Source organism: Weissella diestrammenae (genome assembly GCF_014397255.1).
Lineage (GTDB): Bacteria > Bacillota > Bacilli > Lactobacillales > Lactobacillaceae > Weissella > Weissella diestrammenae.
Window position 1 is genome coordinate 590,725 of sequence record NZ_CP060724.1, and the last position, 24,808, is coordinate 615,532.

Annotated in this window: 20 protein-coding genes, 1 tRNA gene, 1 riboswitch and 1 other annotated feature (1 of these 23 cut by a window edge); of the genes, 5 read left to right on the forward strand and 16 right to left on the reverse strand. The window is 41.8% G+C overall.

From position 1 onward, the window contains the following. Positions 1-27: 27 nt before the first annotated feature. From H9L19_RS03010 to leuS, 9 genes are all read right to left on the reverse strand, one after another. On the reverse strand, positions 28-1,356 hold the full coding sequence (locus H9L19_RS03010) for an APC family permease (protein ID WP_187529672.1): 1,329 nt from the start codon (positions 1,354-1,356) through the stop codon (positions 28-30). A gap of 179 nt (positions 1,357-1,535) precedes the next feature. Continuing rightward, positions 1,536-2,963 (reverse strand): NADP-dependent phosphogluconate dehydrogenase, encoded by a 1,428-nt coding sequence (gene gndA, locus H9L19_RS03015; protein ID WP_187529673.1) that lies wholly within the window; start codon positions 2,961-2,963, stop codon positions 1,536-1,538. Between the two features lie 150 nt (positions 2,964-3,113). Then, entirely contained in the window at positions 3,114-4,223 is a 1,110-nt protein-coding gene (locus H9L19_RS03020; RefSeq protein WP_187529674.1) for a YdcF family protein, read from the reverse strand. A gap of 197 nt (positions 4,224-4,420) precedes the next feature. Further along, positions 4,421-4,558, reverse strand: coding sequence for a hypothetical protein (locus tag H9L19_RS03025; RefSeq protein ID WP_187529675.1), 138 nt, complete (start codon positions 4,556-4,558; stop codon positions 4,421-4,423). A gap of 82 nt (positions 4,559-4,640) precedes the next feature. Continuing rightward, on the reverse strand, positions 4,641-5,564 hold the full coding sequence (locus H9L19_RS03030) for a magnesium transporter CorA family protein (RefSeq protein ID WP_187529676.1): 924 nt from the start codon (positions 5,562-5,564) through the stop codon (positions 4,641-4,643). A gap of 9 nt (positions 5,565-5,573) precedes the next feature. Next, complete coding sequence (locus H9L19_RS03035; protein WP_187529677.1) at positions 5,574-7,700, reverse strand: putative polysaccharide biosynthesis protein; 2,127 nt, start codon at positions 7,698-7,700, stop codon at positions 5,574-5,576. Positions 7,701-7,804: 104 nt separating this feature from the next. After that, positions 7,805-7,877, reverse strand: a tRNA-Arg gene (locus H9L19_RS03040). 101 nt (positions 7,878-7,978) lie between these two features. After that, a complete protein-coding gene (locus H9L19_RS03045) occupies positions 7,979-8,989 on the reverse strand; it encodes a PTS sugar transporter subunit IIC (RefSeq protein ID WP_243198208.1) in 1,011 nt (336 codons plus the stop codon). A 180-nt stretch (positions 8,990-9,169) separates the two neighbouring features. Continuing rightward, entirely contained in the window at positions 9,170-11,584 is a 2,415-nt protein-coding gene (gene leuS, locus H9L19_RS03050; protein ID WP_187529679.1) for a leucine--tRNA ligase, read from the reverse strand. A 322-nt stretch (positions 11,585-11,906) separates the two neighbouring features. On the opposite strand from leuS, the gene H9L19_RS03055 reads away from it, so the two are divergent. Together H9L19_RS03055 and H9L19_RS03060 are read left to right on the forward strand one after the other, a co-directional pair. Continuing rightward, a complete protein-coding gene (locus H9L19_RS03055) occupies positions 11,907-12,557 on the forward strand; it encodes a phosphatase PAP2 family protein (protein WP_187529680.1) in 651 nt (216 codons plus the stop codon). Then, the gene (locus H9L19_RS03060) at positions 12,550-13,065 is read left to right on the forward strand and encodes a hypothetical protein (protein WP_187529681.1); all 516 of its coding nucleotides are present in this window, start codon (positions 12,550-12,552) and stop codon (positions 13,063-13,065) included. Before H9L19_RS03055 ends, H9L19_RS03060 begins: the two co-directional genes overlap by 8 nt. Before the next feature lie 168 nt (positions 13,066-13,233). On the opposite strand, the gene rlmD is transcribed toward H9L19_RS03060, so the two are convergent. The 3 genes from rlmD to brnQ all read right to left on the reverse strand — a co-directional run bounded on the left by rlmD (position 13,234) and on the right by brnQ (position 17,039). Beyond that, positions 13,234-14,625, reverse strand: a complete 1,392-nt coding sequence (gene rlmD / locus H9L19_RS03065) for a 23S rRNA (uracil(1939)-C(5))-methyltransferase RlmD (protein ID WP_187529898.1) — start codon at positions 14,623-14,625, stop codon at positions 13,234-13,236. A 217-nt stretch (positions 14,626-14,842) separates the two neighbouring features. Further along, positions 14,843-15,601, reverse strand: coding sequence for an NADP-dependent (R)-specific alcohol dehydrogenase (locus tag H9L19_RS03070; RefSeq protein ID WP_187529682.1), 759 nt, complete (start codon positions 15,599-15,601; stop codon positions 14,843-14,845). Between the two features lie 100 nt (positions 15,602-15,701). Further along, a complete protein-coding gene (brnQ, locus tag H9L19_RS03075) occupies positions 15,702-17,039 on the reverse strand; it encodes a branched-chain amino acid transport system II carrier protein (RefSeq protein ID WP_187529683.1) in 1,338 nt (445 codons plus the stop codon). Positions 17,040-17,373: 334 nt separating this feature from the next. On the opposite strand from brnQ, the gene metK reads away from it, so the two are divergent. Further along, entirely contained in the window at positions 17,374-18,567 is a 1,194-nt protein-coding gene (gene metK, locus H9L19_RS03080) for a methionine adenosyltransferase (protein WP_187529684.1), read from the forward strand. Positions 18,568-18,733: 166 nt separating this feature from the next. Here the strand turns inward: metK and mprF are convergent, their stop codons facing one another. Next, positions 18,734-21,232, reverse strand: coding sequence for a bifunctional lysylphosphatidylglycerol flippase/synthetase MprF (gene mprF / locus H9L19_RS03085; protein ID WP_243198209.1), 2,499 nt, complete (start codon positions 21,230-21,232; stop codon positions 18,734-18,736). Then, positions 21,229-21,945, reverse strand: a complete 717-nt coding sequence (locus tag H9L19_RS03090; protein ID WP_187529685.1) for an alpha/beta fold hydrolase — start codon at positions 21,943-21,945, stop codon at positions 21,229-21,231. The genes mprF and H9L19_RS03090 overlap by 4 nt, the downstream gene beginning before the upstream one ends. A 141-nt stretch (positions 21,946-22,086) precedes the next feature. After that, a riboswitch (TPP riboswitch) is annotated at positions 22,087-22,174 on the forward strand. A 102-nt stretch (positions 22,175-22,276) separates the two neighbouring features. On the opposite strand from H9L19_RS03090, the gene H9L19_RS03095 reads away from it, so the two are divergent. Both H9L19_RS03095 and thiD read left to right on the forward strand, forming a co-directional pair. Further along, positions 22,277-22,843, forward strand: a complete 567-nt coding sequence (locus H9L19_RS03095; RefSeq protein WP_187529686.1) for a transcriptional regulator — start codon at positions 22,277-22,279, stop codon at positions 22,841-22,843. Then, positions 22,836-23,675 (forward strand): bifunctional hydroxymethylpyrimidine kinase/phosphomethylpyrimidine kinase, encoded by an 840-nt coding sequence (gene thiD / locus H9L19_RS03100; RefSeq protein ID WP_187529687.1) that lies wholly within the window; start codon positions 22,836-22,838, stop codon positions 23,673-23,675. Before H9L19_RS03095 ends, thiD begins: the two co-directional genes overlap by 8 nt. 135 nt (positions 23,676-23,810) lie before the next feature. On the opposite strand, the gene rplL is transcribed toward thiD, so the two are convergent. Together rplL and rplJ are read right to left on the reverse strand one after the other, a co-directional pair. After that, entirely contained in the window at positions 23,811-24,179 is a 369-nt protein-coding gene (gene rplL, locus H9L19_RS03105) for a 50S ribosomal protein L7/L12 (protein WP_187529688.1), read from the reverse strand. An 82-nt stretch (positions 24,180-24,261) separates the two neighbouring features. Beyond that, complete coding sequence (gene rplJ, locus H9L19_RS03110) at positions 24,262-24,768, reverse strand: 50S ribosomal protein L10 (protein WP_187529689.1); 507 nt, start codon at positions 24,766-24,768, stop codon at positions 24,262-24,264. Between the two features lie 26 nt (positions 24,769-24,794). Then, positions 24,795-24,808: a sequence feature (ribosomal protein L10 leader region), on the reverse strand (it continues 117 nt past the right edge of the window).

Here is a 24,808-nt window from a genome sequence, read left to right on the forward strand (position 1 = left end):
CTCCAATCCGTTCAATGTGGTACAACACTATTGATTGTGATGCGTAAAGTAATAATAAACAGGGATCCCAACCGCAACCATCAGGATTGAAACGATTGTTCCCGAAAAATCACTTTGAATCGTTGATACCACAACGAATAAGCCACCAAAAACACCAATCAAGGGTGTCACTGGGAAAAGAGGCACTTTAAAATCAATTTGGCGCTCCTGATCTCGCTGACGATACCGTAAAACGAATAAGCCAATAAATGCAGCGACATAAAACAACCAAATCGTAAACATCGCCATGTCAGAAATACGGTCAGCTGAATTTGTAAACAATGTGAGTAAAATTGTTAAGCCACTTAATGACAAGGTGGCGTTTGAAGGGACAAACGTCCGACGATTAAGACGTGCTAAATATTTTGGAAACAAACCATTTTGCGCCATCATATACGCCATACGTGGAAAGGCCACCATCTTTCCATTCATCGTCCCTAACATTGAAATAATAATAATAACTGAAAGTAAGCGACCACCAAATGTGCCAAATGCGGATTGGATAATGGCAAACACCGCATTATCCTTTAAACTGATAATGGTTGCGCTGGGTAACGTCCGATAAACACCAAAAGTCACACCGACATACGCAACCAAGACCAACGTCACACCAAGAATAATCGACAATGGTAAATCGCGCTTAGGTCGACGCATTTCCCCACGAATATTTGCGACCAACACCCAACCATCATAGGCAAATAAGGTCGCTAAAATTGCCATCCCAAAACTACCGCTGGTCGTTGATGTCACTTGCGTCATAGTCTGTCCCAACGCATTCGCATGACCAAAAAAGATACCATAAATCATTAACCCAACAATAGGAATCATTTTAATGATAGTCGTTGTAACAGCGAACACCGCCGCAATCCTATTTTCCAAAAGATTTAATCCAGCGATGAATATAATATAAAAAATACCAATGTAACGCGCCCAAACCATATCAATACCAAGAAAATTAGCTGTCAAATGAGCTGCATAGCCCCCAATTGATGCAATAACCGCCGGCGCATAAACAATCACCTGCGACCAGCCGGTCATGAAGCCCCAAAAGTGACCATAAATTTTTTCAATATAACTATAAAAACCACCTGAACCAGCATCTGGAATTCGGGACCCAATTTCTGCCACTGTCAATCCAGCAGCCAAAGTGATGACACCACCGAGTGTCCAAGCCAAAAGACCAAGCGTTTGATTCCCAGTCGTTTGTAAAACACTGGCCTGTTTAAAAAACACACCTGATCCAATCACCGTTCCAACAACTAATGCTAAGCCAGAAATCAGACCTAAATCTTGTTTCAAAGTCACTTTTTGTTCCATCACTAACTCCCCCACTAAAACACAGATTTATTAGCCAAAAAATTAAGCTAAACTGTCATAAGAATAGCAGAATTGTTTGGCAACGACAATCAAAATGCCTCATTTTTCACCGCGTTGAAAATTCCGACCAATAAAAAAACAAGACACCAATGTCTTGTTTTAATTGTGCTTCATTTCGATTAAGCTTCATCGTACCAAGAATAATGATACATTTCCCCAGCTGGCTTATCCGTCCGCTCATAAGTGTGAGCGCCAAAATAATCACGCTGAGCTTGTATCAAATTCGCTGGCAAGACTGCCGAACGATATGAGTCAAAGTAAGCGACCGCAGCTGCCAATGATGGCGCTGGGATACCAGCTTGTACTGCCAATGCTACCACCCGTCGTGCAGCAGCTTGATACTTTTCAGCGACAGTCTTAAAGTAATCGTCTAATAGCAAGTTATGCAATTCTGGTTCAGCTTGATAAGCATCTGTAATGCGTTGCAAGAAGCGTGCCCGAATAATGGCACCCGCCCGCCAAAGTTGTGCCAATTCACCAAATGGCAAGTTCCAATCAAAGTGATCTGATGCCATGCGTAACTGATCAAATCCTTGTGCATATGACATGATTTTACCAAAATACAGTGCTTGACGAATATCTTCAATCGTTGCTTCTAAATCACCATCAAATTTGTAATCTGGTCCATGTAAAGCTTCTGCCGCTGCAAGTCGGTCATCTTTCATCGCCGAAATATAGCGCGCATATACTGATTCAGTGATTAATGACTGGGGGGCCCCAACTTCTAAGGCTGATTGTGATGACCACTTACCAGTCCCTTTATTACCCGCACGGTCCAAAATCATATCGACAATTGGCGCATCGCTGCCCAAATCATCCCGACGAGTTAGAATATCAGCCGTGATTTCAATCAAATATGAATCCAACTCACCAGCATTCCATTGCTTGAATGTGGCTGCCAACGTTTCAGGGGTCAAACCTAAGACCCGTTTCAACAAATCATAGGCTTCTGAAATCAATTGCATATCGCCATATTCAATCCCATTGTGTACCATTTTAACGTAGTGACCAGCACCATCTGGACCAATATAAGCCACCGTTGGCTTTCCATCTTCTGGTGCACGCGCGGCAATTTCCTTTAAGACTGGATCAACTAAATCATAAGCTGCCTTTTGCCCACCAGGCATCATAGATGGTCCTTGAAGTGCGCCAAGTTCACCCCCAGAAACACCCATGCCAATAAAGTTAATTCCTGATTCAGCTAAATAATTCGAGCGACGAATCGTGTCCTCATAAAAAGTGTTTCCACCATCAATCAAAATATCGTCTTGGTCAAGGAATGGCAACAATTCTTCAATCACTGCATCCGTCCCGGCACCAGCCTTGACCATCAATAAAATACGCCGTGGTCGCTCAATTGATTGAACGAAATCTTCAATTGTATAACTTGGTACAAATTGTTTGTCAGGATGCGATTGCACCAAATCATCTGTCCGTTCACGCGAACGATTATACACTGCAACCGTATACCCACGTGATTCAACATTTAATGCAAGATTACGCCCCATAACAGCTAACCCAGCGACACCAAAATTTGCATTTGCCATTATTTGCCTCCACAGTTCTTTTGTCAATTTCTGTTCCAGTTCTATTATACCGTTTTTCAAATGGTTAAATACGCATCGTAGACTCATTTCATCTTTTGTTCACATTTAATCGCGTCAAAAAAGCAATCTTTAATGCACAATCATTCACACTTAGCGCCAATACGTATAATAACCGGTAAACACACCCACAACGATAGCTATCAATAATATCATAATAACCATTATGAGATGAAACCGTTTATGTTGCATCAAAATTGCAATGTACTCACGGATTAGTGCTGAAGGAATAAAATACTTACGTGTTTTGGCACCCAGACCACTAATATTTAATCCTGCAAACAAGGCATAACCTGTCGCCCGATAAACATGATAATCACTCGTTGCAAAGACACCTTTGTCAACCTTTATATTTCTTGATGTCATAAGTTGTTTTGAGAAAAGCATATTTTCTAAGGTGTTTTTTGACGCGGTCTCCGGTAAGATATAATCCGCGTCATAGAGTTGATGTTCTAATACATACGCTTGCATGGCCAATCCTTCTGCTATTGCCTCATCCCCACCTTGCCCACCGGATAAGATCAAATAAGGTGTTTTTCCAGTGGCTGAAATTTGTCGATTCGCAAAATCAATCCCGCGTTGGATACGTGACGCTAATAAATTTGACACCTCCCGGCCATTAATTAATCCTGCGCCTAAGACAATGATATAATCTTTATCAAATTTAGGACGGGTCAAACGTAACAAAAGAAATGACAACATAAACGCCAAGAAATTAACCACAAAATACGTCAATAATAACCCTTCTGCTAAATTAAGCATCAACATCAGCCACTGTGGTAAGATTCTTTGCAACCCATCAATAATTAACGGATAGATCACCAAGGCCACCCCGAGAATTAATGTCAAGCTGTTCGCAAGATTTAAGGATTCGCGGTACCACATCAATAAACCATTAATAATCAATATTAAGTAGAGCAAACTGAAAATGATGGTTAGCACAATCAATAGAATGACCAGCAAAACTACCCAAACGCTAAAGAAAACCGGATTTCGCAACATTAGCAAACTAACGGTAACTAAAACACCTAGTAACATCATAATGATGCTAGCCAAATACCCATTTAACAAACGTACCCGATTTTTTCGATATGATTGATAAAACAGCACACCAAAAAGGGCTAATAAACCTAATATGATTGGCATAACCAGATTGAGATGTCCTAACTGATTGAATTGTTCAAATTCGTTTTGCAACATCATAACTACTCCCTACTATTCAATGTATTATAACTACATTATTACTTATTTACGATACACTGGCAATATGTTCAAATTAAGTCGTTACGTATTATGATGGTATTTATCAGGTCCTGAACATCAAAAAAAATACCGTCAGATAATTAACATTATCTAACGGTATTTATTTTACGATTTGTAAATGCTTCAAAAACAAGTGCTTACTTGCTTTCTAATTCTGCTTTACCCTTTGCCCAAGCTTGGATATTAACAGTCGTCTCTTGACGAGCCTTTTTATTCGCATCATGGTTAACTGGACGCTTACCAGCCCATGAATTGTATGGTGATTTAACAGCCATGGTTATTTACCTCCGTATTTGCTATCGATAACCTAATAATCTTACCGAATATTATGACACAAGTCAATGAAAATCTCCAAGGCTATTTTTTTAGGAAGCCGGAACGCCACATCAACCAAATTGTCACTATCATTAAAATAATGACGATAATAATCGTAATCAGCCATGAATTGCGCATCCCCGCCCATGGCAATTTCGCCACGTTTTGACCATAAAAACCAGAGACAATATTTGGAATTGTGAGGACAATTGTGAAAACCGTTAATAATTTCATGGTCCAATTCAAGTTACTATTAGCTAAATTTGCATAAGAATCTGCCACTTGATTGGTCACCATTTGTGAGAGTTCACCGGTATCAATGGCTTGATTCAATTCAACACGCGTGTCTTCAACTAATTCTATTTGTGCTGGGGTCAAGCGGATTGTCTGTTGCTTAGCCAAGACACTCAATAAATCAAAATCAGTATGCAATGAATTCAAAAGATAAATTAAATCAGTTTGTAGATCCATTAATTCATCCACTTTTCCTTGCGTATTTTTCACCAATCGTATTTCACGTTGAATAGGATTACGTCGCCGATTAATTTCTAAAATCGCCGATTGAAATTTACTAGCTAGGACAGTTAACGCACTAATTAGTACGTCAACTGGTGTTGATTCTTGATGCTGTTTTTGTAAATAGTGCGCTACAATTTGTTCAATATAAGTTGTAATATAGCTCGTTTCATCGCGCGTGAACGTCACCAAAGTTTGTTGATTTGTATCAATCAACAAACCAACCGGCTCAGTTGTGGCAATCGATGATGTTGGCGTCACCACATCAAAGATAATCAGCATTGCTTGATCATCAAGCTCAATCCGCGCACTTTCGTATGGATCAATCGCGTAGTTGATCAACTCATTTGAGATATGGTACTGCTTGTACAACTGTTCACGGTCTTTCGGTGCCATCTTGTGGACTTGTAACCAAGTGAACGTATTAAAAGGTTTTGTTGTTGTAATCATATTTCTCCCCTAAAAGGGTAATTTTTCTGCCAAGCGACGTGCACGATCACCCAATATTTCAACCCCAAGGTGCGTCTTAAGCGCTGCCGTTCCATAAATTCCCCCACCGATAAGCACACCAATCAGCAAAACAATCATTTGTGTCATGCGTGAGTCGTTAACAAAAATATTAAGCGTATTCACAATCGGTGCAACGACCAAATAGGTCACAAGGCTCCAAAATAACATCAACATCATTGAATAATTTAACCGATGCCAATTAGCTGGATAGCGTTTAATGAGACGCCAAACGGACCAAACGAGGCAAATGGCAAAGGCCATTAAGGTCGCCATCAATGGTCCCATACCTTTAAACCAAACCGTTAGTGGGTATTGTAAGACTAACTTGATGATTAAAATCAAACCCATTAAGTAAACGGTAAATTTGATTTCACCAATTCCTTGGTAAACGGCAAGGACGACCATATACAAGCCGAACATAATCCCAACGAAACTAGCATACTGTAAAATTAACACACCATTTTGCAAATCACTTGTCCCATAGAAAACGACGTACAATGGATGGGCAACCGCAGCCATTCCAAGTGAAGCTGGCAAAATAACAAAGGCCAATAATTTCAGAGCAAAACTAACTTGTTGTCCAATCTCAACCGGGTTAGCCAAGGCTTTCGCCCGCGATAACATCGGTAAGGTGGTTTCGGCCATGGCAACTGCCAGGGAAACAACTAACATCACTAATTTATTTGAATTAAACGAAAATTGCGCAAACATTTGATCAATAATCGCACTCGAATACTGTGTTGCTCGATTCATAATTTTAAAAAATGTAAATTGATCGATAACTTGGACTAATGCGATAGCCGAACCCGCAAAAATCACCGGTAATGCCTGGCGCATCATTTTCCACATCACACTATCATCCGTACCATTGATACCGGTTAATACATATTGACTATCAAAATAATTTTTTCGCCGGGCGATCCCAATCAACACGACCAAGATACCGGCCATGGCACCAAAAAATGCAGCTAAAGTAGACTGCACAGTCGCGTCAACCCAATTACCATGTTTACCCAACATAATCCACGCTGTCATACCTAACATATAAACAACACGAACAAATTGTTCAACCACTTGTGACGTAGCAGAAATTGACATAAATTCAAATCCCTGCACATAGCCGCGTAGCATTGACAAAATTGGAATGACTAAGACTGCCGCTGCCAATGATCGAATCACTGGTACAACGTTTGGGTTACCTTGTGACAGTGGACCAGCCAGCATATAAAGGGCTAGTGCTGAGATAACGCCCATGATGCCACCCAGAATGAGTGACTGTCTAAAAATATATTTAATTCGCCCAAATTGTTTTTTCGCGGCATATTCAGCCACTAGTCGCGCTAAGACATTTGGTAATCCAGCGGTGGCAATCAGTAATGCGACCGAATAAATTTGATAACCTTGCGCATATAGTCCATTGGCACTCGTTGAATACGTCACACCAAGCATCATCGTCCAGGGAATAATGTACAAAGCACCCAATAATCGTGAAAATAAATTACCTAATGTCATCCACAATGACCCACGTAGCATTTTTGATTGGGTACTTAGCGGTGCAGACTTCGCACGTTGCTTTGCTTCCTCGTCATGCAACAAGCCTTGCTCACTAATCAATGTACTGCGCTTTTCTTCCGGCTTTAGCGTTTGATTACGGTAATCAAATGTATCTGAAACTTCGGTCACTTTAATATGATGTGTTAAATCATCTTTAGGCATTAAAATTTCCGGTGTGACAAAGGTCAATCCTCGCCGATGTTTTTGATGTGGCATATCGCCATCCGTTTCTGAAGTCGCAAGGATTGGGTCTGGTACAGATACTGGTCGGCTTGAATGAGGTTCACTCGGTGCTACCTGGTTATTTTGCGTGCCTGGCATTTTCATCTCTACCTGATTATTAGTCGTTGGGGGAGGTGTCGTTTGCCCAGTCGTCACTGCTGAGGGGGGTTGAAAATCATGACTGGCATAAGAATTATCCGCCAAAACTTCAGCCAGCGTTTTTCCATTCAGTAACGCCGTCACTTCGTCATACGTCATTTCACGACGAATACCTCGACTGGTATGCGTTTCATCAGTCATAGCTACTCCCTTCACTGTTCATTAATTTATCATCTGATACATTCATCATTGGTCATGCAATTTTTCAATTTGACACAATCAAAATCAACTTGATTGCGATTGAATGACGCTACACAGACTCGAACTGTGATCTAAGACTTAGGAGGTCCTTGTTCTATCCTGTTGAACTATAGCGCCAATATAAAAACCACACATGAGTTAATTATACACGATAAACTCGGTGTGGTGTTTTGAATTTTAATCGTTAAAAAGGCGTCTACATTTACCTTTTTTTGAATTTAATCCTCATCAAGTAACTTTAAATCATCTGGTGCCACCAAATGAAGTTTTTCAATAAATAACCATGCTGTGAAAACTGCACCTAAGACAGTCACGACAAGGTATGCCACCACAATACGAATGGGTGCATCGTTCCCCGGCGTAATATTCCATGCTGTGATTGGCCCAATTAAACCTGAAAAACCAAACCCAGCTGAGAATGCGGTACCCTGAATCTTTAGAACTGCCGCTAGCGCACCCCCAATTCCCCCAGCAAACATAATGGGAAGATAGAGAATTGGCTTTCTAATCAAATTCGCCAATTGAATTTTCGGTGACCCAATCACATGGGCTAACGTTGCACCCATCGCATTAACCGAATACCCCATAATTGCTAACATCAATGCCGCCGTTGCTATCCCAACGTTGGCTGCACCCGATCCAATGCCGACCAGTGAAATGGCGGTTGCAATACCGACAGATGACAATGGCGATGTAATGAGAAAAGCAAAGGCTGCGCCTAAGAATAGTCCCATCAACACTGGGGTAAAACTGGTCGCCCCACTGACTGCCTGACCGACAGCATTTTGAATCCAAATCATGCTTGGTAAAGTTGCCTGACCAATCAGGCCACCAATTAAGAGCGTCACCGTTGGCAACACGATCATTTTATACGCGCCGAGCCGATTTCTAAGGCCCAAAACGATTAAGGTCGAGACAAATGACATCAGCATAATATTTAAGATGGATCCTGTCCCTTTAATCATCATGCCTGCCGAGGTCACATTTAAAACACCTGAAGAGACAAAAGTCGCTAACCCCATACTAGCTGCTTCTAATGTACCCATCCGTAATGCATGTGCAACCGCAAAAGCTGCTAACACCGGTAAAATGCTTTGCGCAGCGTTTGTCATCACACTGATTGAATTAGTCCAATCATTCACGCCAATAATACCAATAACGCCCGTCGTTAATGATGCTGGTAACAAAGCAATAATAATCGCTAGACTGTTTCCGTTTAATACGGCCATACTCAGTGTTTTTAGATCAACAGTCATCCGCTGGTTAATTCTGTACATCTTAGTCACAATTATCCCTTCATGCCAAATAAATTTATCTTCTTGGGTTTAAAAAAATCGCGGGTCCACATATGGCACCCGTGATTTTAATTTTGTTTATTGTAATCGTTATTTGTGAAGAAAGTGTGAATTTTATACAACGATTGAAACTAACTTACCAGGCACCGCAATCACCTTTTTGGGTGTTGCGCCTGCTAATTGACGTTGCACATTCTCATCAGCCAAAGCTGCTTCAATCATTGCTTCCTTTGATGCATCTTTAGCCATTTGAGCTTTACCACGCAGTTTACCGTTGATTTGGAATACAATCTCAACCGTTGCTTCAACTAATTTCGCCTCATCATACGTTGGCCAGTCAGCCTTTTGAACTGACATTTCAGGTTGGAAGTAGTGCCAAAGCTCTTCTCCCATATGTGGTGCCACTGGATAAAGTAGTTTAATGAAGCCTTCAACATACTCAACCGGTAAATTATCAGCTTTATACGCTTCATTAACAAAAATCATAAGTTGCGAAATTGCCGTGTTGAAGCGCAAATCTGCGTAATGGGCTGTCACCTTTTTAACCGTTTCATGATAAACCCGGTCTAATTGATGGTCGTTGACTGTTGTCACATGGTCACGCAATTGGTTATCGTCATCAATCACCAAACGCCAAACACGATCCAACCAACGACGTGAACCAGCTAAGCCATCTTCAGACCATGCAATCGATTGTTCTAATGGTCCCATAAACATTTCATAGAGACGCAAGGTATCTGCACCATATTCAGCAACAACATCATCTGGATTAACGACGTTACCCTTTGATTTCGACATTTTTTCATGGTTGCTGCCCAAAATCATCCCTTGATTAGCCAACTTCTGGAACGGTTCTTTCGTTGTTACCACGCCAAGGTCAAAGAGAATTTTATGCCAAAAACGAGCATACAAAAGATGTAGCACCGCATGTTCTGCACCACCAACGTACAAGTCGACGTTTTGCCAATATGCCTCAACCTTAGGGTCAACCAAGACATCTGGATTATGCGGATCCATGTAGCGCAAATAATACCATGAAGACCCTGCCCATTGCGGCATTGTATTGGTCTCGCGCTTTCCATGGCGCCCTTGTTCATCAGTAACATTCACCCAATCTTCAATGTTAACCAGTGGCGACTCACCGGTACCAGAAGGCATAATATTGTCGGTTTCAGGCAAACGAAGTGGTAGTTCATCTTCTGGCACTAATGTTTTCGTACCATCCGCCCAATTAATCACGGGAATTGGCTCACCCCAATATCGTTGACGTGAGAAAATCCAATCACGCAAGCGATAATTTACCTTTTTCTGTCCGACACCATGTTCAGTCAGCCAATAAATAGCAGCCGTTTTTGCTTCTTCCGTATCCATACCATTAAGGAAATCAGATTGAATATGCGCACCATCACCTGTATAAGGTGCATCAGTCACACCATCACCAGCAATGACTTGCCGAATTGGTAAGTCATACTTCTTAGCAAATTCGTGGTCGCGAGCATCATGTGCTGGCACGGCCATCACTGCACCAGTGCCGTAAGACGCCAATACATAGTCACCAATCCAAATTGGTAATTTCTCACCATTAATCGGATTAACTGCATATGAACCGGTAAACGCACCTGACTTATCTTTATTTAAATCTGTTCGCTCCAAGTCAGACTTTGAAGCAATCGCTGCCTTGAACGCCGTTACAGCATCGGCTTGTTCTGGCGTCACTATTTTTTCAACGAGTTCATGTTCAGGCGCCAAAACGAGATAAGTGGCACCAAAGAGTGTATCAGCCCGAGTTGTGAAAACTTCGATTTGTTCGTCCTGACCTTCAACCGCAAAATTAACGGCTGCACCAATCGAACGCCCAATCCAGTGTCGTTGTTGCTCTTTAATCGCTTCTGGCCAATCTAAATCTTCTAAATCCTCTAGCAAGCGATCAGCGTAGGCGGTGATTTTTAAGACCCACTGCCGCATTGGTACACGGTAAACTGGGTATCCCCCACGTTCCGTCTTACCATCGATAATTTCTTCATTGGCAACAACTGTACCGCCATTATAATCAGGGGCCCAATTGACCATAATCTTATCTTCGTAGGCAAGCCCTTTTTTATACAATTGTTCAAAAATCCACTGCGTCCACTTATAATACTTAGGATCCGTGGTATTAACTTCACGTGACCAATCGTATGACAAACCAAGGGCTTTCATTTGTCGACGGAAGTTTTTCACATTGGTTGCTGTAACATCTTTAGGATTAGCCCCCGTTTTGATGGCGTAATCTTCAGTTGGCAAGCCAAATGCATCAAATCCCATTGGGTGAAGTACGTTAAATCCTTGCATCCGTTTCATACGTGCGAGAATATCCGTTGCTGTGTAACCTTCTGGATGTCCCACGTGTAATCCTTGTCCTGAAGGGAAGGGGAACATATCCAAAACATAATACTTTGGCTTATCCATGTCAGTTGATGTTTTAAATGTTTGATGTTCTTCCCAATAGTGTTGCCATTTTTTCTCAATTGCTTGATGTTGATATGCCATGTATTTCCCTCACTCCATTCACTGCACCTTTAACTTCAAAGAGCAAATGTCGTCTTATTTTTTTATATGTAAAAATTATACACTAAAAAAGCCCGTTCGTTATGCCCAAATTCCTTTAAAATCCTAAGTTTCACCCTTAAAAATAAAACTCGGACTAATTGCAGCTTAACGCAACAAAATCTATTGCGCATTTAATCCACATATCGACTGGTTGCGAGACATTGATCACCATCAAAATAAGCTTTGATTCACCCTAATGCCGTTCAACTCGCATTGAGGAATGTGATAAGATTAGACATAGTATATTTCAAAAGGAGTCGTCATGCGAAAATTTGATTATTTTCAAATTGGATGTGCCTTAGCTGGCCTATTCGTCTTTTGTTGGTTGGCATACGGTGTTTTAAATCATTCAACATATATTCAGCTCATTGATCAATTCGGCAAAAATGTGATTCGCGAACCAATTACCCCTGAACGGTCATGGTTTTTTATGAACGTAACTCGTGCTGGCAATCCAACTTGGACCGCTTTTGTGGCTAGTATTGCATTTGTTATTGCTTTGTTATTTAAAAAATACGATATTGCTGTTTTTTTAATTGTTAACGTTGGCGTCTTTGGCCTCGGCGCCATGCTTGCTTTAAAGCACAGTATTGCCCGTCCCCGGCCTTCATTACTGCATATCGTGCATGAAAATGGGTACTCGTTTCCTTCTGGTCATGCCCTCAATGCGGTATTGCTATACGGCTCACTCATTATCCTAGTTCATTATTATATTCATAACGACTATATCCGTTATGCATTTTTGACATTATTAACCAGTTTAATTATTGCGATTCCATTGAGTCGGGTCTATCTTGGCGTGCATTACTTATCAGACGTTCTGGCAGGTATGGCACTTGGTGGTTTTTTGTTAATTATGTCGAAAGAATTTATTTTTAAATATAAAACACGTGAGGTCTTCAAAAATGCGTAAAACTCATCATTTAGCTCAAATCATCATTGATGAATATTTACATGTCGGTGACACTGCAATTGATGCCACCATTAAGGCTGGTGATGTCACACGCTTCCTGGCCAGTCGGGTCGGTGATGGCGGTCACGTCCTCTCTTTCTCTGATCAAAAAAATGAAATTGACGACATGGCAGCTTCACTCTTTTTAAGTGGTTTAACCGCTCGCGTTGAGCCAATCGAAAAGAATTTTACTCAGATTATCAATTATCTTGATCCAAATGAGCCGATTGCCGTTATTCTATTCCAAATTGACACGCAAATTGATGCCGGCTCACTGGTCCAAACAATCCGTCAATTACAACTTTATTTACGTAATCATGGGTTAATTGTCTTGGATGGTCATACAAACGATGAAGCCATGGTAACCGTAGCAGCGTATGCTCAGACTTTGTCTGCTGAAACCTATAGTGTTCAGCAATTCAATGACCTCTTGTCAAATGAAGCGGCACTTTTGATTCAACGCAATTAAACAACGCGATTGCTCATCATGTGAATTCGAAAATAAAACGACCACGCCATTCGGCGTGGTCGTTTTTGATTACTATTGTTGCTTTTATCTTTTCAATTTAAACCACCAACGCCAAACCCAAAGGCCACACATCAAAGTGGGTGGCTTTTTTAATCAACAGCTTATCGATTAAACACTGGTATCGTCGTTTGGAATAAACAATGCCACTGCTTCAATGTGGGCAGTTTGTGGAAATTGGTCTAATGGTCGGACTGACCCTTTAATCTGGTAGCCATGAGCCAACAGATACGCACTATCTCGAGCCATCGTCACTGGATTACATGAAATATAAACAAACCGGTCAGGTTGCATATCAACTACTGCGTCCATTAATTCTGTGGTCAATCCACGTCTTGGTGGGTCAACAAAAATCACATCTGGTTTCAGTCCCTCAGTTTTCCAACGCTGCATCTGTTCTGGCGCATCTGCGGTCACATATTGGGCATTCGTAATATGATTATTGGCAATATTAATCTGTGCATCTGCGACCGCGCGTGCGACGACTTCAACTCCGAGAACGGTTGCTACTTTATCGGCAACTGTCAAGCCAATCGTACCGATACCAGAATAGGCATCAATCACTGTATCAGTGGGTTTTAGTTCAGCCACATCGGCCGCTAATTGATACAGTACTTCGGTTGTTTTTGGATTAACTTGATAAAACGAATTCGGTCCGATTACAAAATCACGACCCAATAACGTATCATGAATTTCCGCTTGTCCCCAAAGTGTCCGATTATCACCAGTCAATTGTTGATTTGTCGAACGCGGATTATGATTAAGAATAACACTTGTTACTTCTGGCACGCGTTGAGCAATCTCTTTTGCAATCTCATCTTCATTTGGCAACTCTGATTCATGACTGACTAGAACCACCATTAATTCATGGGAATAGTAGCCACGCCGAATCATGATATACCGCATGGCGCCTTGATGGGTCCCATCATCGTAGACAGGCGTATTAAATTGCGCTAGAACATCTCGCACAAGACCAACCGCAGCGTCAATTTGCACTTGATTGACATAGTAATCAACCATTGGCACCAAAGTCACTTTATCCCGACGATCAAAAAAACCAGTAACTAATTGGCCCGCTTGATACTTTAAGGGCACCACCGTTTTATTTCGATAATGTGTGGGTTGATCGGTACCAATTGTCTTAGCAACGTCGACTTTCACGCTGTGTGCTGCAAACGCTTTTTGTACTTGCCATTGTTTCAAATTAAGTTGACCATCGTAGCTCAAATTAACATACGGCGCAACACCGGCCGTCAACAAATACGCCTTTTGCGCATCAATACGCTGAGAATCAGGTTTCAACACTTGTAATACTTGTCCAAATGCTGACAGCCGATCCACCTGCGTCACTTGATATTGAATCGTCTCACCTAAAAAAGCATCAACCAATTTCACGGGATATGTGTTGTCTACCAGAATAACACCCATACCATTATGCAAAACATCACTGACAAGGCCTTCTCGAATTTCATTTAATTTAACTGGCAATATATTGCGCGGCATGTCATTCCCACTTTCCATTTTTTATCTTCAATCGGTCACTTTGCACCCATTGTGAATTTCTTTTATTGTACCTGAATTTCACACATTTCACTAATACCATTCCGACCACTTGCACGTAGGCTAATATCAACCAAACCCTAAATTGGCTGACCTAAACATAACCAATACTAAAAAACGCCCCCAATGGAGACGTTTTTGCTAATATCTAATATATAGCTTATTTTGCTAAGTAACCACCGTCGACCACAAATTCGGCACCAGTCGCATACTTTGATTCTTCTGATGCGAGATACACACAAATGTAGGCGATATCATTGGGTTCTCCAATGTGACCAACTGGGGTTTGTGTTCGTTGTGATTGTGCCTCTTCAGCCCCCTCCAAATTACCAACCAATGGGGTCTTAATATAACCTGGGTGCACTGTATTCACACGTAAATTATAATCATTCAACGCACAATGAAGCGCTGCTGACTTTGACATAATTCGTACCCCACCCTTTGAGTGATTGTAAGCCGTCAAGTTCGGGTCACCAACAAACCCTTCAATAGATGACATATTAATGATTGATGCACCACCCGGCTGGTTCTTCATGTATTGCACACCGTATTTAGTACCCAAGAAAACACCGTCCGAATTAATTGATTGTAGCAGCTTCCAATCATCAAAAGTCGTTTCTTCAATATTTTTACCAATGGCAATACCGGCGTTATTCACGACGGTATCCACATGACCAAACCAAGCAATTGTTTGTTCAAACAAATCAATCCAACCAGCTTCATCGGCGGCATCATGTTGAACAAAGCGAATGACTTCCGGTCCACCAATTGAAGCCACCGCTTCTTCACCAACATTGGCGCGACGACCGGTGATAACGACCTTAGCCCCTTCGGCCACAAATTGCGTGGCCACAGCCAACCCAATTCCAAGTGTTCCACCCGTCACAATTGCTACTTTACCTGTTAAACGTCCTGTCATGCTATCATTCTCCAATTCATTTGATACCTCTTATCATGCCGTGATGATATGAATTAAATTGGAAGAATTAACTAAGAATCTTTGAAACAGGAAAGCGTTTTCAATGCTTTAATGACAATAAATACAAACCATAGCCTATACCGGCCCCAACGATTGCTGGCAAAAGCCAACCAAATCCCAAAGCGCTCAATGGGATTGTGTCGTGATACCAATCAGCAAATTGCGTTAGGCTCGCAACTGACGAAACGATTGGCAAGGCAGCAATCATATCCGCCAAAGCTGGTAATGTCACCAATGTAATCGTCCAACGATAAACAATTGGTGCCCCGTTAAACCAACGCTTGGTCAAACTTAATAAAATTAAAACAAGCGCATATGGATAAAGCAACATGAGAACTGGGACTGCCCAGGCAATTATATTGGTTAAGCCAAAGTTCGCCACCACAAACGATGCGATTGCAATGAAGGCTAGCCAATAACGATAAGCAATTTTAGGGAAAGCCACTTCCATGTCTTGAGCAAATGATTGAAATAGCCCCATGGCTGTCGTCAAAACAGCCAAGGTAATCAAAACGGCAGTAAAGATGACGCCAAAACGGCCAGCATAATGATTAATGATTTGAGCCAAGGCGATGCCGCCATTATCAGAAATTTTAAAGAGGCCTAAACTCATCGTCCCCATTAAAATCAAAGCAAAATAAATCACAGCTTCCGCAATAATACTTAAAGCACCCGCTTGGGCTAATTTTTTAGAAATGAGTTGGGGTTTAATCCCTAATCCGCGTAAGGCATAGACAATGGTAATTCCAAACGAAAGCAGGGCCAAACCATCCATCGTGTTATAGCCTTCCATAAAGCCTTGAAAAATCCCACCCACTTGATACGCAGGTAACGGTGTATGTTGCAAATTACCCATTGGCAAGACAAAACTTGCGATGAGTAATGCGGCTAATCCGAATAAAAAGATTGGGTTTAAATACTTACCAACCCATGCCGTAATATCAGCTTTTTTAATTGTTAATAGATACGCCACACCAAAGAAAATTGCCGAATAGATCAACATACCAAGCGATTGATATTTTACTGGTAATAGTGGTGCGACACCAGTCGCAAATGCCGTTGCCGGCAATCTAGGAGTCGCAAAAAATGGCCCAATGACTAAATGGAAGGCCGCGACAATAAATAGTGCAAACCAATGTGACACAGGTCGGGCAATATCATATAAACCATCACTGTTAGTGCTCGAAATCGCCAACATAGCTAAATACGGCACTAAAGTCCCGCTAAGAATAAAGCCAATAGCCGCCAGTAACCAGTGATCCCCCGCCATTTGCCCGAGGTGGATTGGAAAAATCAGATTTCCAGCGCCAAAAAACATCCCAAAAATTAATGAGGCAATTAGTAGTGTTTGCCGCCGTTCCTGCTTCTTTTGATCCATAGTCGACTCCTCATTGATACCCTTTTTATCTGTTGTTCATTATCCAGAGTCAAAGCTATCCTTGTCAAATTTTTTATTTAGTGTAAACTAGGTTTAGTAATAAAATCAAATTAAAAAGTAACATTCCTATCAAGAGTTCAGGGAGGGACTAGACCCTTTGATCTGACACCAGCGTACCCAATATCGGGCGATGTGGTAACTTCTAGCAGATAGGCGTAATGATCGTTAATGACATACGCCCTATCGTATGTCATTTTTTAATGTCATCATAATCTTTTCTCATGATTTACATGGCTGATACGATTACAACATTCATATTTAGGAGTTTAATACTATGGTAGAAAAACGTTTATTTACATCAGAATCCGTATCAGAAGGGCACCCCGATAAAGTATCTGATCAAATTTCAGACGCCATTTTGGATGCAATCCTGGCAAAAGATCCAAATGCTCGCACAGCCATTGAAACGTCTGTCACAACAGGTTTCGTCAATATTTTTGGTGAAGTATCAACAAGCGCATACGTCAACATGAATCAAATCGTGCGGCAAACCCTAAAACGCATCGGGTATGGTGACCCAGATGCAGGCTTTTTGGCCGATGATATCCACGTCGCCTTAACAATCGACGAACAATCACCTGACATCGCACAAGGGGTTGATACTGCGATTGAACAACGTGAAGCTGGTGGCGTTGACCCGCTTGACCAAATTGGTGCTGGTGACCAAGGCTTGATGTTTGGCTATGCGACGAATGAAACTGATCAATATTTACCATTATCAGTTGTTTTATCGCACGCCCTTGTTCGCAAGCAAGCTGAAGTTCGCCGTTCCGGTGAACTGGACTACCTTTTACCTGATGCCAAGGCCCAAGTCACAGTCGAATTGGACGAGCATGACCGCGCAACACGCATCGAAGCAGTTGTCCTATCAACACAACATCGTGACACGGTCACTTTAGAAAAACTTCGCCAAGATGTCCGGGCGTTGATTATCGACCAAGTCTTGCCAGCCGAATTGGTTGATGCTGATACGCGCTACTACATCAATCCGACGGGTCGCTTCGTCATCGGTGGTCCCAAAGGCGACGCCGGTATGACTGGCCGTAAAATCATTGTTGATACGTATGGTGGCTATGCCCGGCATGGTGGGGGTGCCTTTTCGGGAAAAGACGCAACTAAGGTTGACCGTTCAGCCGCTTACGCGACGCGCCATATTGCCAAAAACATTGTGGCAGCTGGCTTAGCCGAACGAATTGAAATTCAAGTGGCCTATGCAATTGGGGTCGCAGCGCCAGTTTCAATCGCCGTTGAAACATATGGCACAAGTCAAGTACCAGAAGACCAATTAGTTCAGGCCATTCGCGACTTATTTGAACTACGGCCTGCTGGTATCATCGCAGACCTAGATTTAAGGCAGCCACGCTATGAAGCAACCGCCGCCTACGGACATTTTGGACGCCCAGAACTTGATCTACCTTGGGAACGTTTAGATAAAGTTGATACCCTTAAGGCATACTTTAACCGTTAATCAAACACAATAAAAAAACAGCATCTTTGATTAGATTGAACCGCTTATGAACCTTTTGACTCATAAACCGGTGAAATCAAGGATGCTGTTTTTTAATTGTCTTCACAACGAGCATAAATAATTTTAAGGCCAGAAAAGTACTTGATTACCCATCGTCTGTTCCCAATTAATCGATGCCTGGATTGTCAATCGCCGATAAGGCTAACATCACAATGACGAGATTTGAACGTGATGAATAGGCGATGTAATAAGGGTGCCAACTTGATGCAAACTTATTTTTATAATGGTGTAATCCTTCAAATGAATAAATCCGTGACCCAAATTGATAGACTAAATTAGCTAGGCGTTCCCGAATGAACCCTTGTGAATTAATCCCAACGTTAGCAAGAGGTGACATGCCCAAATTAAAGGTCGTTACCCCTTGCTCACGGGCATACTCAAAGGCCTTCACGAATAAGACGTCCATCGTCCCGTTGGGGGCTGCCTTAGAAAATCGCATGAGATCAACCGTCATTTGATTTTCAGTCTGGGACGTGATTAAGGTGGCAAAAGCGACGATTTCACCATCGGCCCGTTTTAAAATCCCAATTGGATACCGTTGTAAATATGAGGCATCAAAAAAACCAAGTGAAAAGCCTTTTTCTTCACGACCAGCTAGCCATTCATCTGAAACGGCACGTAACGTCCGCAAAAACTTATCTGTATACGGTGGCTGGATGACTGCGAATTCAAATCCTGCTGCCGTGGCTTGATTGATTTCACTTCGAATATTGGCAAATTTCTTACCAGCTGTTTTAAACGTTAGTGTGTCCACCCACGCTTCTTCACCTAATTTTAGGAAATTATAGCCAAATTCATGTGCCAACATAGCAACTGACTCAGACACCTCGTAAAAAACTGGTATGTAGCCCAACCGGTCAGCTTCATGAATAAAGGCGTTTAAGGCCGATTTAAAATCACTAGCAACGCCAAATGGATCACTCATCATGACTGCTTTATTATTGATTAAGCGGAATTGAATTGCGACCGTATCTTGATAATAAAAAACTCGTTTGTCACCTAGAAAGACCAAATTAGCATAGTGATTATCACCTTTAGCCAAAATTGTTGCAAGGCGAGCTTCATCAACTGTGTCACCCAAGCGCTCGATATGCCCAGCAAAATACTTACGTAATGCAACAACCGCGAGAATAATGACTGCCAATGCAATCACCCCAGTGAACCACCAGTGAATTGACGGAATCAAAAGCGCCAATGCCTGCGTGGGTCGATGATGTGGACCAGCAAAACGCGGCATATTTAAAATACCTAAGATCAGATAGGTAACAAAAATGCCACCATAAATAAAGCCGTCAAAAATCTGTGCCTCCCAACTATAAATAAATTGTTGTCGATACAAAGCTGATTTAATACCCCACGTCAGCAAGAAAATCATCCCAAATAGCACCAATGGTTGCCAATTCTGATGAAAATAAAGTACGTAACCAATCCCAATCATTTGCAGTGCCATAGTGGGCAGCATGGCACGTCGAACACGACTTGCAATCCCGCGACCAGCCATTACTAGTAATACCCCAATAAAAATATTGGGTAACTGTAAGAGCAAATTGGAAGCCCATGGATTAAAATGTGCCAACCAATGAATTTGAGTGAGTGTGCCCGGCAAAGTACCAGTGAGAATCAAGGTAATCCCACCAAAATATAGGAGTCCAGTCACGATTTTATGCATGACACTAATCGTCAAATCTTGTGGTACACCGCGAAATTCTTGATTAATATCGGTCAATGCGCGCCAAAGATAAATAAACAAGCCCAATAGTAATGGGGTTACTGTGTCGCTTAACCGATAAATCAATAGCCACAAGAATGCAGCTTCGCTATCGAGCCCCATACCAATCAGCCCGATAATCATCACTAGGTCAAAACTCCCCCATGCACCAGGAATCAATGTGACCAGTCCAATGACATGGGCTGCAATTAAGAGCGGTATGACTTGCCAATAATCAATTGGAAACCCAAATAAAATGCCAATTAATAAGAAAGTACCGACTTTTGCAAGCCAATCCAGGCCAGAAACACCGATGATTTGTCGCATGCGAATGGTTGGCAACATTTTTTTTAGTTGATAACGGCGTTTAGTGATCCATAACCCAATCACCGGTAATAACATACCAATCACATACCATGTATCATGGATTTGACTGTAGAAACCGGGATTAATCACGTGCATTAATAATGCGATGGCACTAAAAATAGCCAATCCACTTTGACTGAGCCAGTATAATTGTCTAAAGGTTGCTTTTGAAACCGTTGTTTTGTCAAAAGCTAACTGATGTAATTTGACACTGACAATACCACCGACATCCAATGCGTTATGAACTGCATTCCCTGCCCATGCTGTTAAGCCATCACGCCAACTCATTTTTACATCCGGACTCAATAAACGATGCAAAATATAATCATAACCAAGCGCAAAACTACCGGCAAATACGCCAACCACAAAACAAATCAGAAATAAGCTCGTTGGAATGGTCTTAAATAACTGTAACAATGGGTGAAAATCAAGATGTCTAATCATCGCCCCTAACTCAAAAAACACAACAAACGCCGTGGCAATTCCAATAATTTTACGCATCATCGCGCCCTTTTGTGTTTTAGCTTTCATATTCCTTGTTCCTTTAAAAATGTTTGTGTCACTCGCGCAAATAATTGCGGTTCAGTTTGCATAATCAAGTGCGTCCGCCATTTAATAATTTGCACATGTCCTTTGGGCAAATGCGCCACAATTGCCTGTGTATGTTGTCGTTTAATAAAATCAAATTGACCAACAAAGACTAACGTTGGCGCCTGAATAGTTGTTAAATCTGATAGCTGGATTCCTAATGGTTCAAACATTAATGCCGTTTGCAAATACTTACGCATTAAAAATGCAGATCCATGTCGTAGCCCGTGTAAAATTGCAGTCAAAAAACGGGCAATCCAAACAATTGGTGCATAAAGACCTGCCAACGAAAGATTGGGGGCATTCAATACCATTGCCGCAACATACATTGGGAAATCATGCGCATAACGTAAGGCTAAATTAGCGCCATCACTATACCCAACTAGAATCATACGTTCTAATTTCAGCTGTTGTCGCAAACTTTCTAAATCTTGAACAAGTGTCTGATACGTTAAATCATCAGCTTCATTAGTTGAACGGCCATGACCTCTGGTATCAATTGCAATGACATAAAAATGCGTTTGATAAACTTTAATCTGGCGTTTAAAATCGTTGGCTCGTCCATTATTACCATGTAATAAAATTAAGGGTGGTTTATGCGATTGTCCGTACACATCATATACGATTTTACTGCCATCCATTGTCAAAATCTGCATTGCACAATTCCTTCAATTCATTCAGTTTCTATGCCATTATCGTTATTTTTAAGCTTCTACGCTTAATTATAGCAGTCCGACACCGTTCCTTCAGCTCATTTGCAACAGTCGGCCATTTTAGCTATACTAAGATTATAAATAATAATCTATCTGGGGTGCTTAATTGCTGAGAAATACCCACTGACCTGAACATGATAATGCATGCGGAGGAAGATATAGGTGTCAATTTTTTAGCATCATGCCAATCAATTCAACCGGCCATCTCCCCTGTTAAATTCAGAGCAGTTAGCCGGTTTTTATCTGCAATTTTTTACCGATTGGAGCTAAAAAAATGAACACTCTCAAACAAATTCAAACCACTGGTATGGCGGCAATCATGCAAGAACCATTTATCCACGCTTTAGCAACAGGCACGCTGACCGATGATATTGCTGACTACTATACGGCACAAGATAATCAATACATTACAGCCTTTGAACCATTAGTTGATACAATTGATGAAGCATTTGGCTTGACTCGGCCTTTTGTTGATGATGAAACAGCTGCGCATCTCAGCCTCAGCACTGAAATCGCTAAACAACCTATGGACGCCAATGGACAAGCATACGTGGCACACATGCAAGCCGCTACTGCCTTATCTCCCATCGCTGGGACCATGGCGATTTTACCTTGTGTCGAGTCGTATCATTTCATTGCCAATCACATTGCCAATCAATCCCCCTATCGTGCTTGGACTGGCTACTATCAACAAGCAAGTTATGCCCGCTTAGTTAGTTATTATCAAGATATTTTGGCCAAGTATGATTATACCGACTATCTATCAATTTACGCTGATTCGTATACCTTTGAACAAAAGTTTTGGCGCAATGCGTTTATGAAAGGAACAAATAATGACTAATTCCACACCACAAGTAATGACGATTGCCGGAATTGATAGCAGTGGTGGCGCTGGTATGAGTGCTGACCTAAAGACATTTACCATGAATGGCGTCTATGGCGCTAACGTTGTCGTGTCAATTACAGCACAGAATACAACTGGGGTGCAGTCCGTTGAAATGGTGTCACCAACCATGGTAGCGGCGCAATTAAAGTCAGTGGCTGATGACCTGCACATTTCTGCCGTTAAGACTGGTATGCTGGGCGATGCCCAAACGGTCACAACCGTTGCAAAAGCCATACAGACATATGATTTTGGCGCCTTCATTCTTGATCCAGTCATGGTCGCTAAAGGTGGGGCCCACTTACTTGAAGATTCAGCTGTAACAGCCGTCATTCAGAATTTATTACCGCTTAGCACCCTCGTGACCCCCAATTTACCTGAGGCCGAGGTTTTGACTGGTACAACGATTCAATCTGATATTGAAATTGCACAAGCTGCCCACCAATTGCAACAGCTTGGCGCAAAAAATGTCCTCATCAAAGGTGGCCATGGCGACGAACCTGTTGTACGCGACTATGTCTTGCTCGCCGATCAATCCGCTTTTTGGCTTGAAAGTCAGCGTTTTGCGACTATTAAAACACATGGCACTGGTGATACCATTTCTGCCGCCATTACTGCGCGCTTAGCACTTGGTGACTCACTCAAAGCCGCCATCATTTACGCTAAGCATTATGTTGACGCAACAATTCGTCAAAGTATTAACGTTGGGCACGGTCATGGTCCGCTAAATCACTGGGCAACCATGGATGCAACACAAGATAGGATTAACATCGTTGATGTGCAAGCATAGGTGATTTACTTGGTACCTGACAAAAATAAATTTCTTCATAATAATGTAACTGTTAATCATTAACCAACATCAACAAATACACAAAAAAGCCACATCAACAAAAGTTGATATGGCTTTTTAATAAGTGGTCAAAAATTACTTAACAGTAACTGATGCCCCAACTTCTTCCAACTTAGCCTTCAATTCGTTAGCTTCGTCTTCTGAAAGTCCTTCTTTAACAACTGAAGGTGCGTTGTCTACAAGATCCTTAGCTTCCTTCAATCCCAATCCAGTAACTTCACGAACTGCCTTGATTACTTGAACCTTAGCGTTTCCTGCTGAAGTCAATTCAACATCGAATTCAGTCTTAGCAGCTTCGGCACCGGCACCAGCTGCACCAGCAGCGGCAACAGGGGCAGCGGCTGAAACACCAAATTCTTCTTCAATTGCTGAAACCAAGTCAGCCAAGTCCAAAATCGTAGCTTCCTTCAATGAAGCGATGATTGAATCTTTATCAAATGCCATGATAATAATCTCCTCTTATATTGCCTTTACGGCGTAGTTTATAGTGTTGTTAGGATAAATCCTAGCGTCAAATCGGTTGGGCTTATGCTTCAACTGATTCTTCTTTTGCCTCTGCCACAGCCTTAACTGCGTAAGCGACATTACGAACAGGTGCTTGCAATGTTGATAACAACATTGATAGCAATCCGTCGCGGTCTGGCAATGATGCGTACTTGTTAATGTCATCGACACCAGCAATTGTACCATCAACCACACCACCCTTGATTTCAAGGGCTTCGATTTCATCAGCGTACTTCTTCAAGATACGTGATGGTGCGATTGCATCTTCGTTAGAAAATGCAACGGCTGAAGGTCCGACAAATAAGTCCTTCAAGTCTGACAAGTCAGCAGCATCGGCGGCACGCGTCAACACCTTGTTCTTGATAACCTTCAACTCTACGCCTTCTTCACGCAAAGACTTACGCAAATGATTAGCTTGTTCAACTGTCAATCCACGTACGTCAACAACAACAGAAGATGCGGCTGCCTTAAACTTATCAGCGACTTCTTCAACTTGTTGTGCTTTTAAAGCAATCGTTGCTTCACTCATGATTATGTGTCCTCCTGTTTAGATTTGATCCTAACTAAGA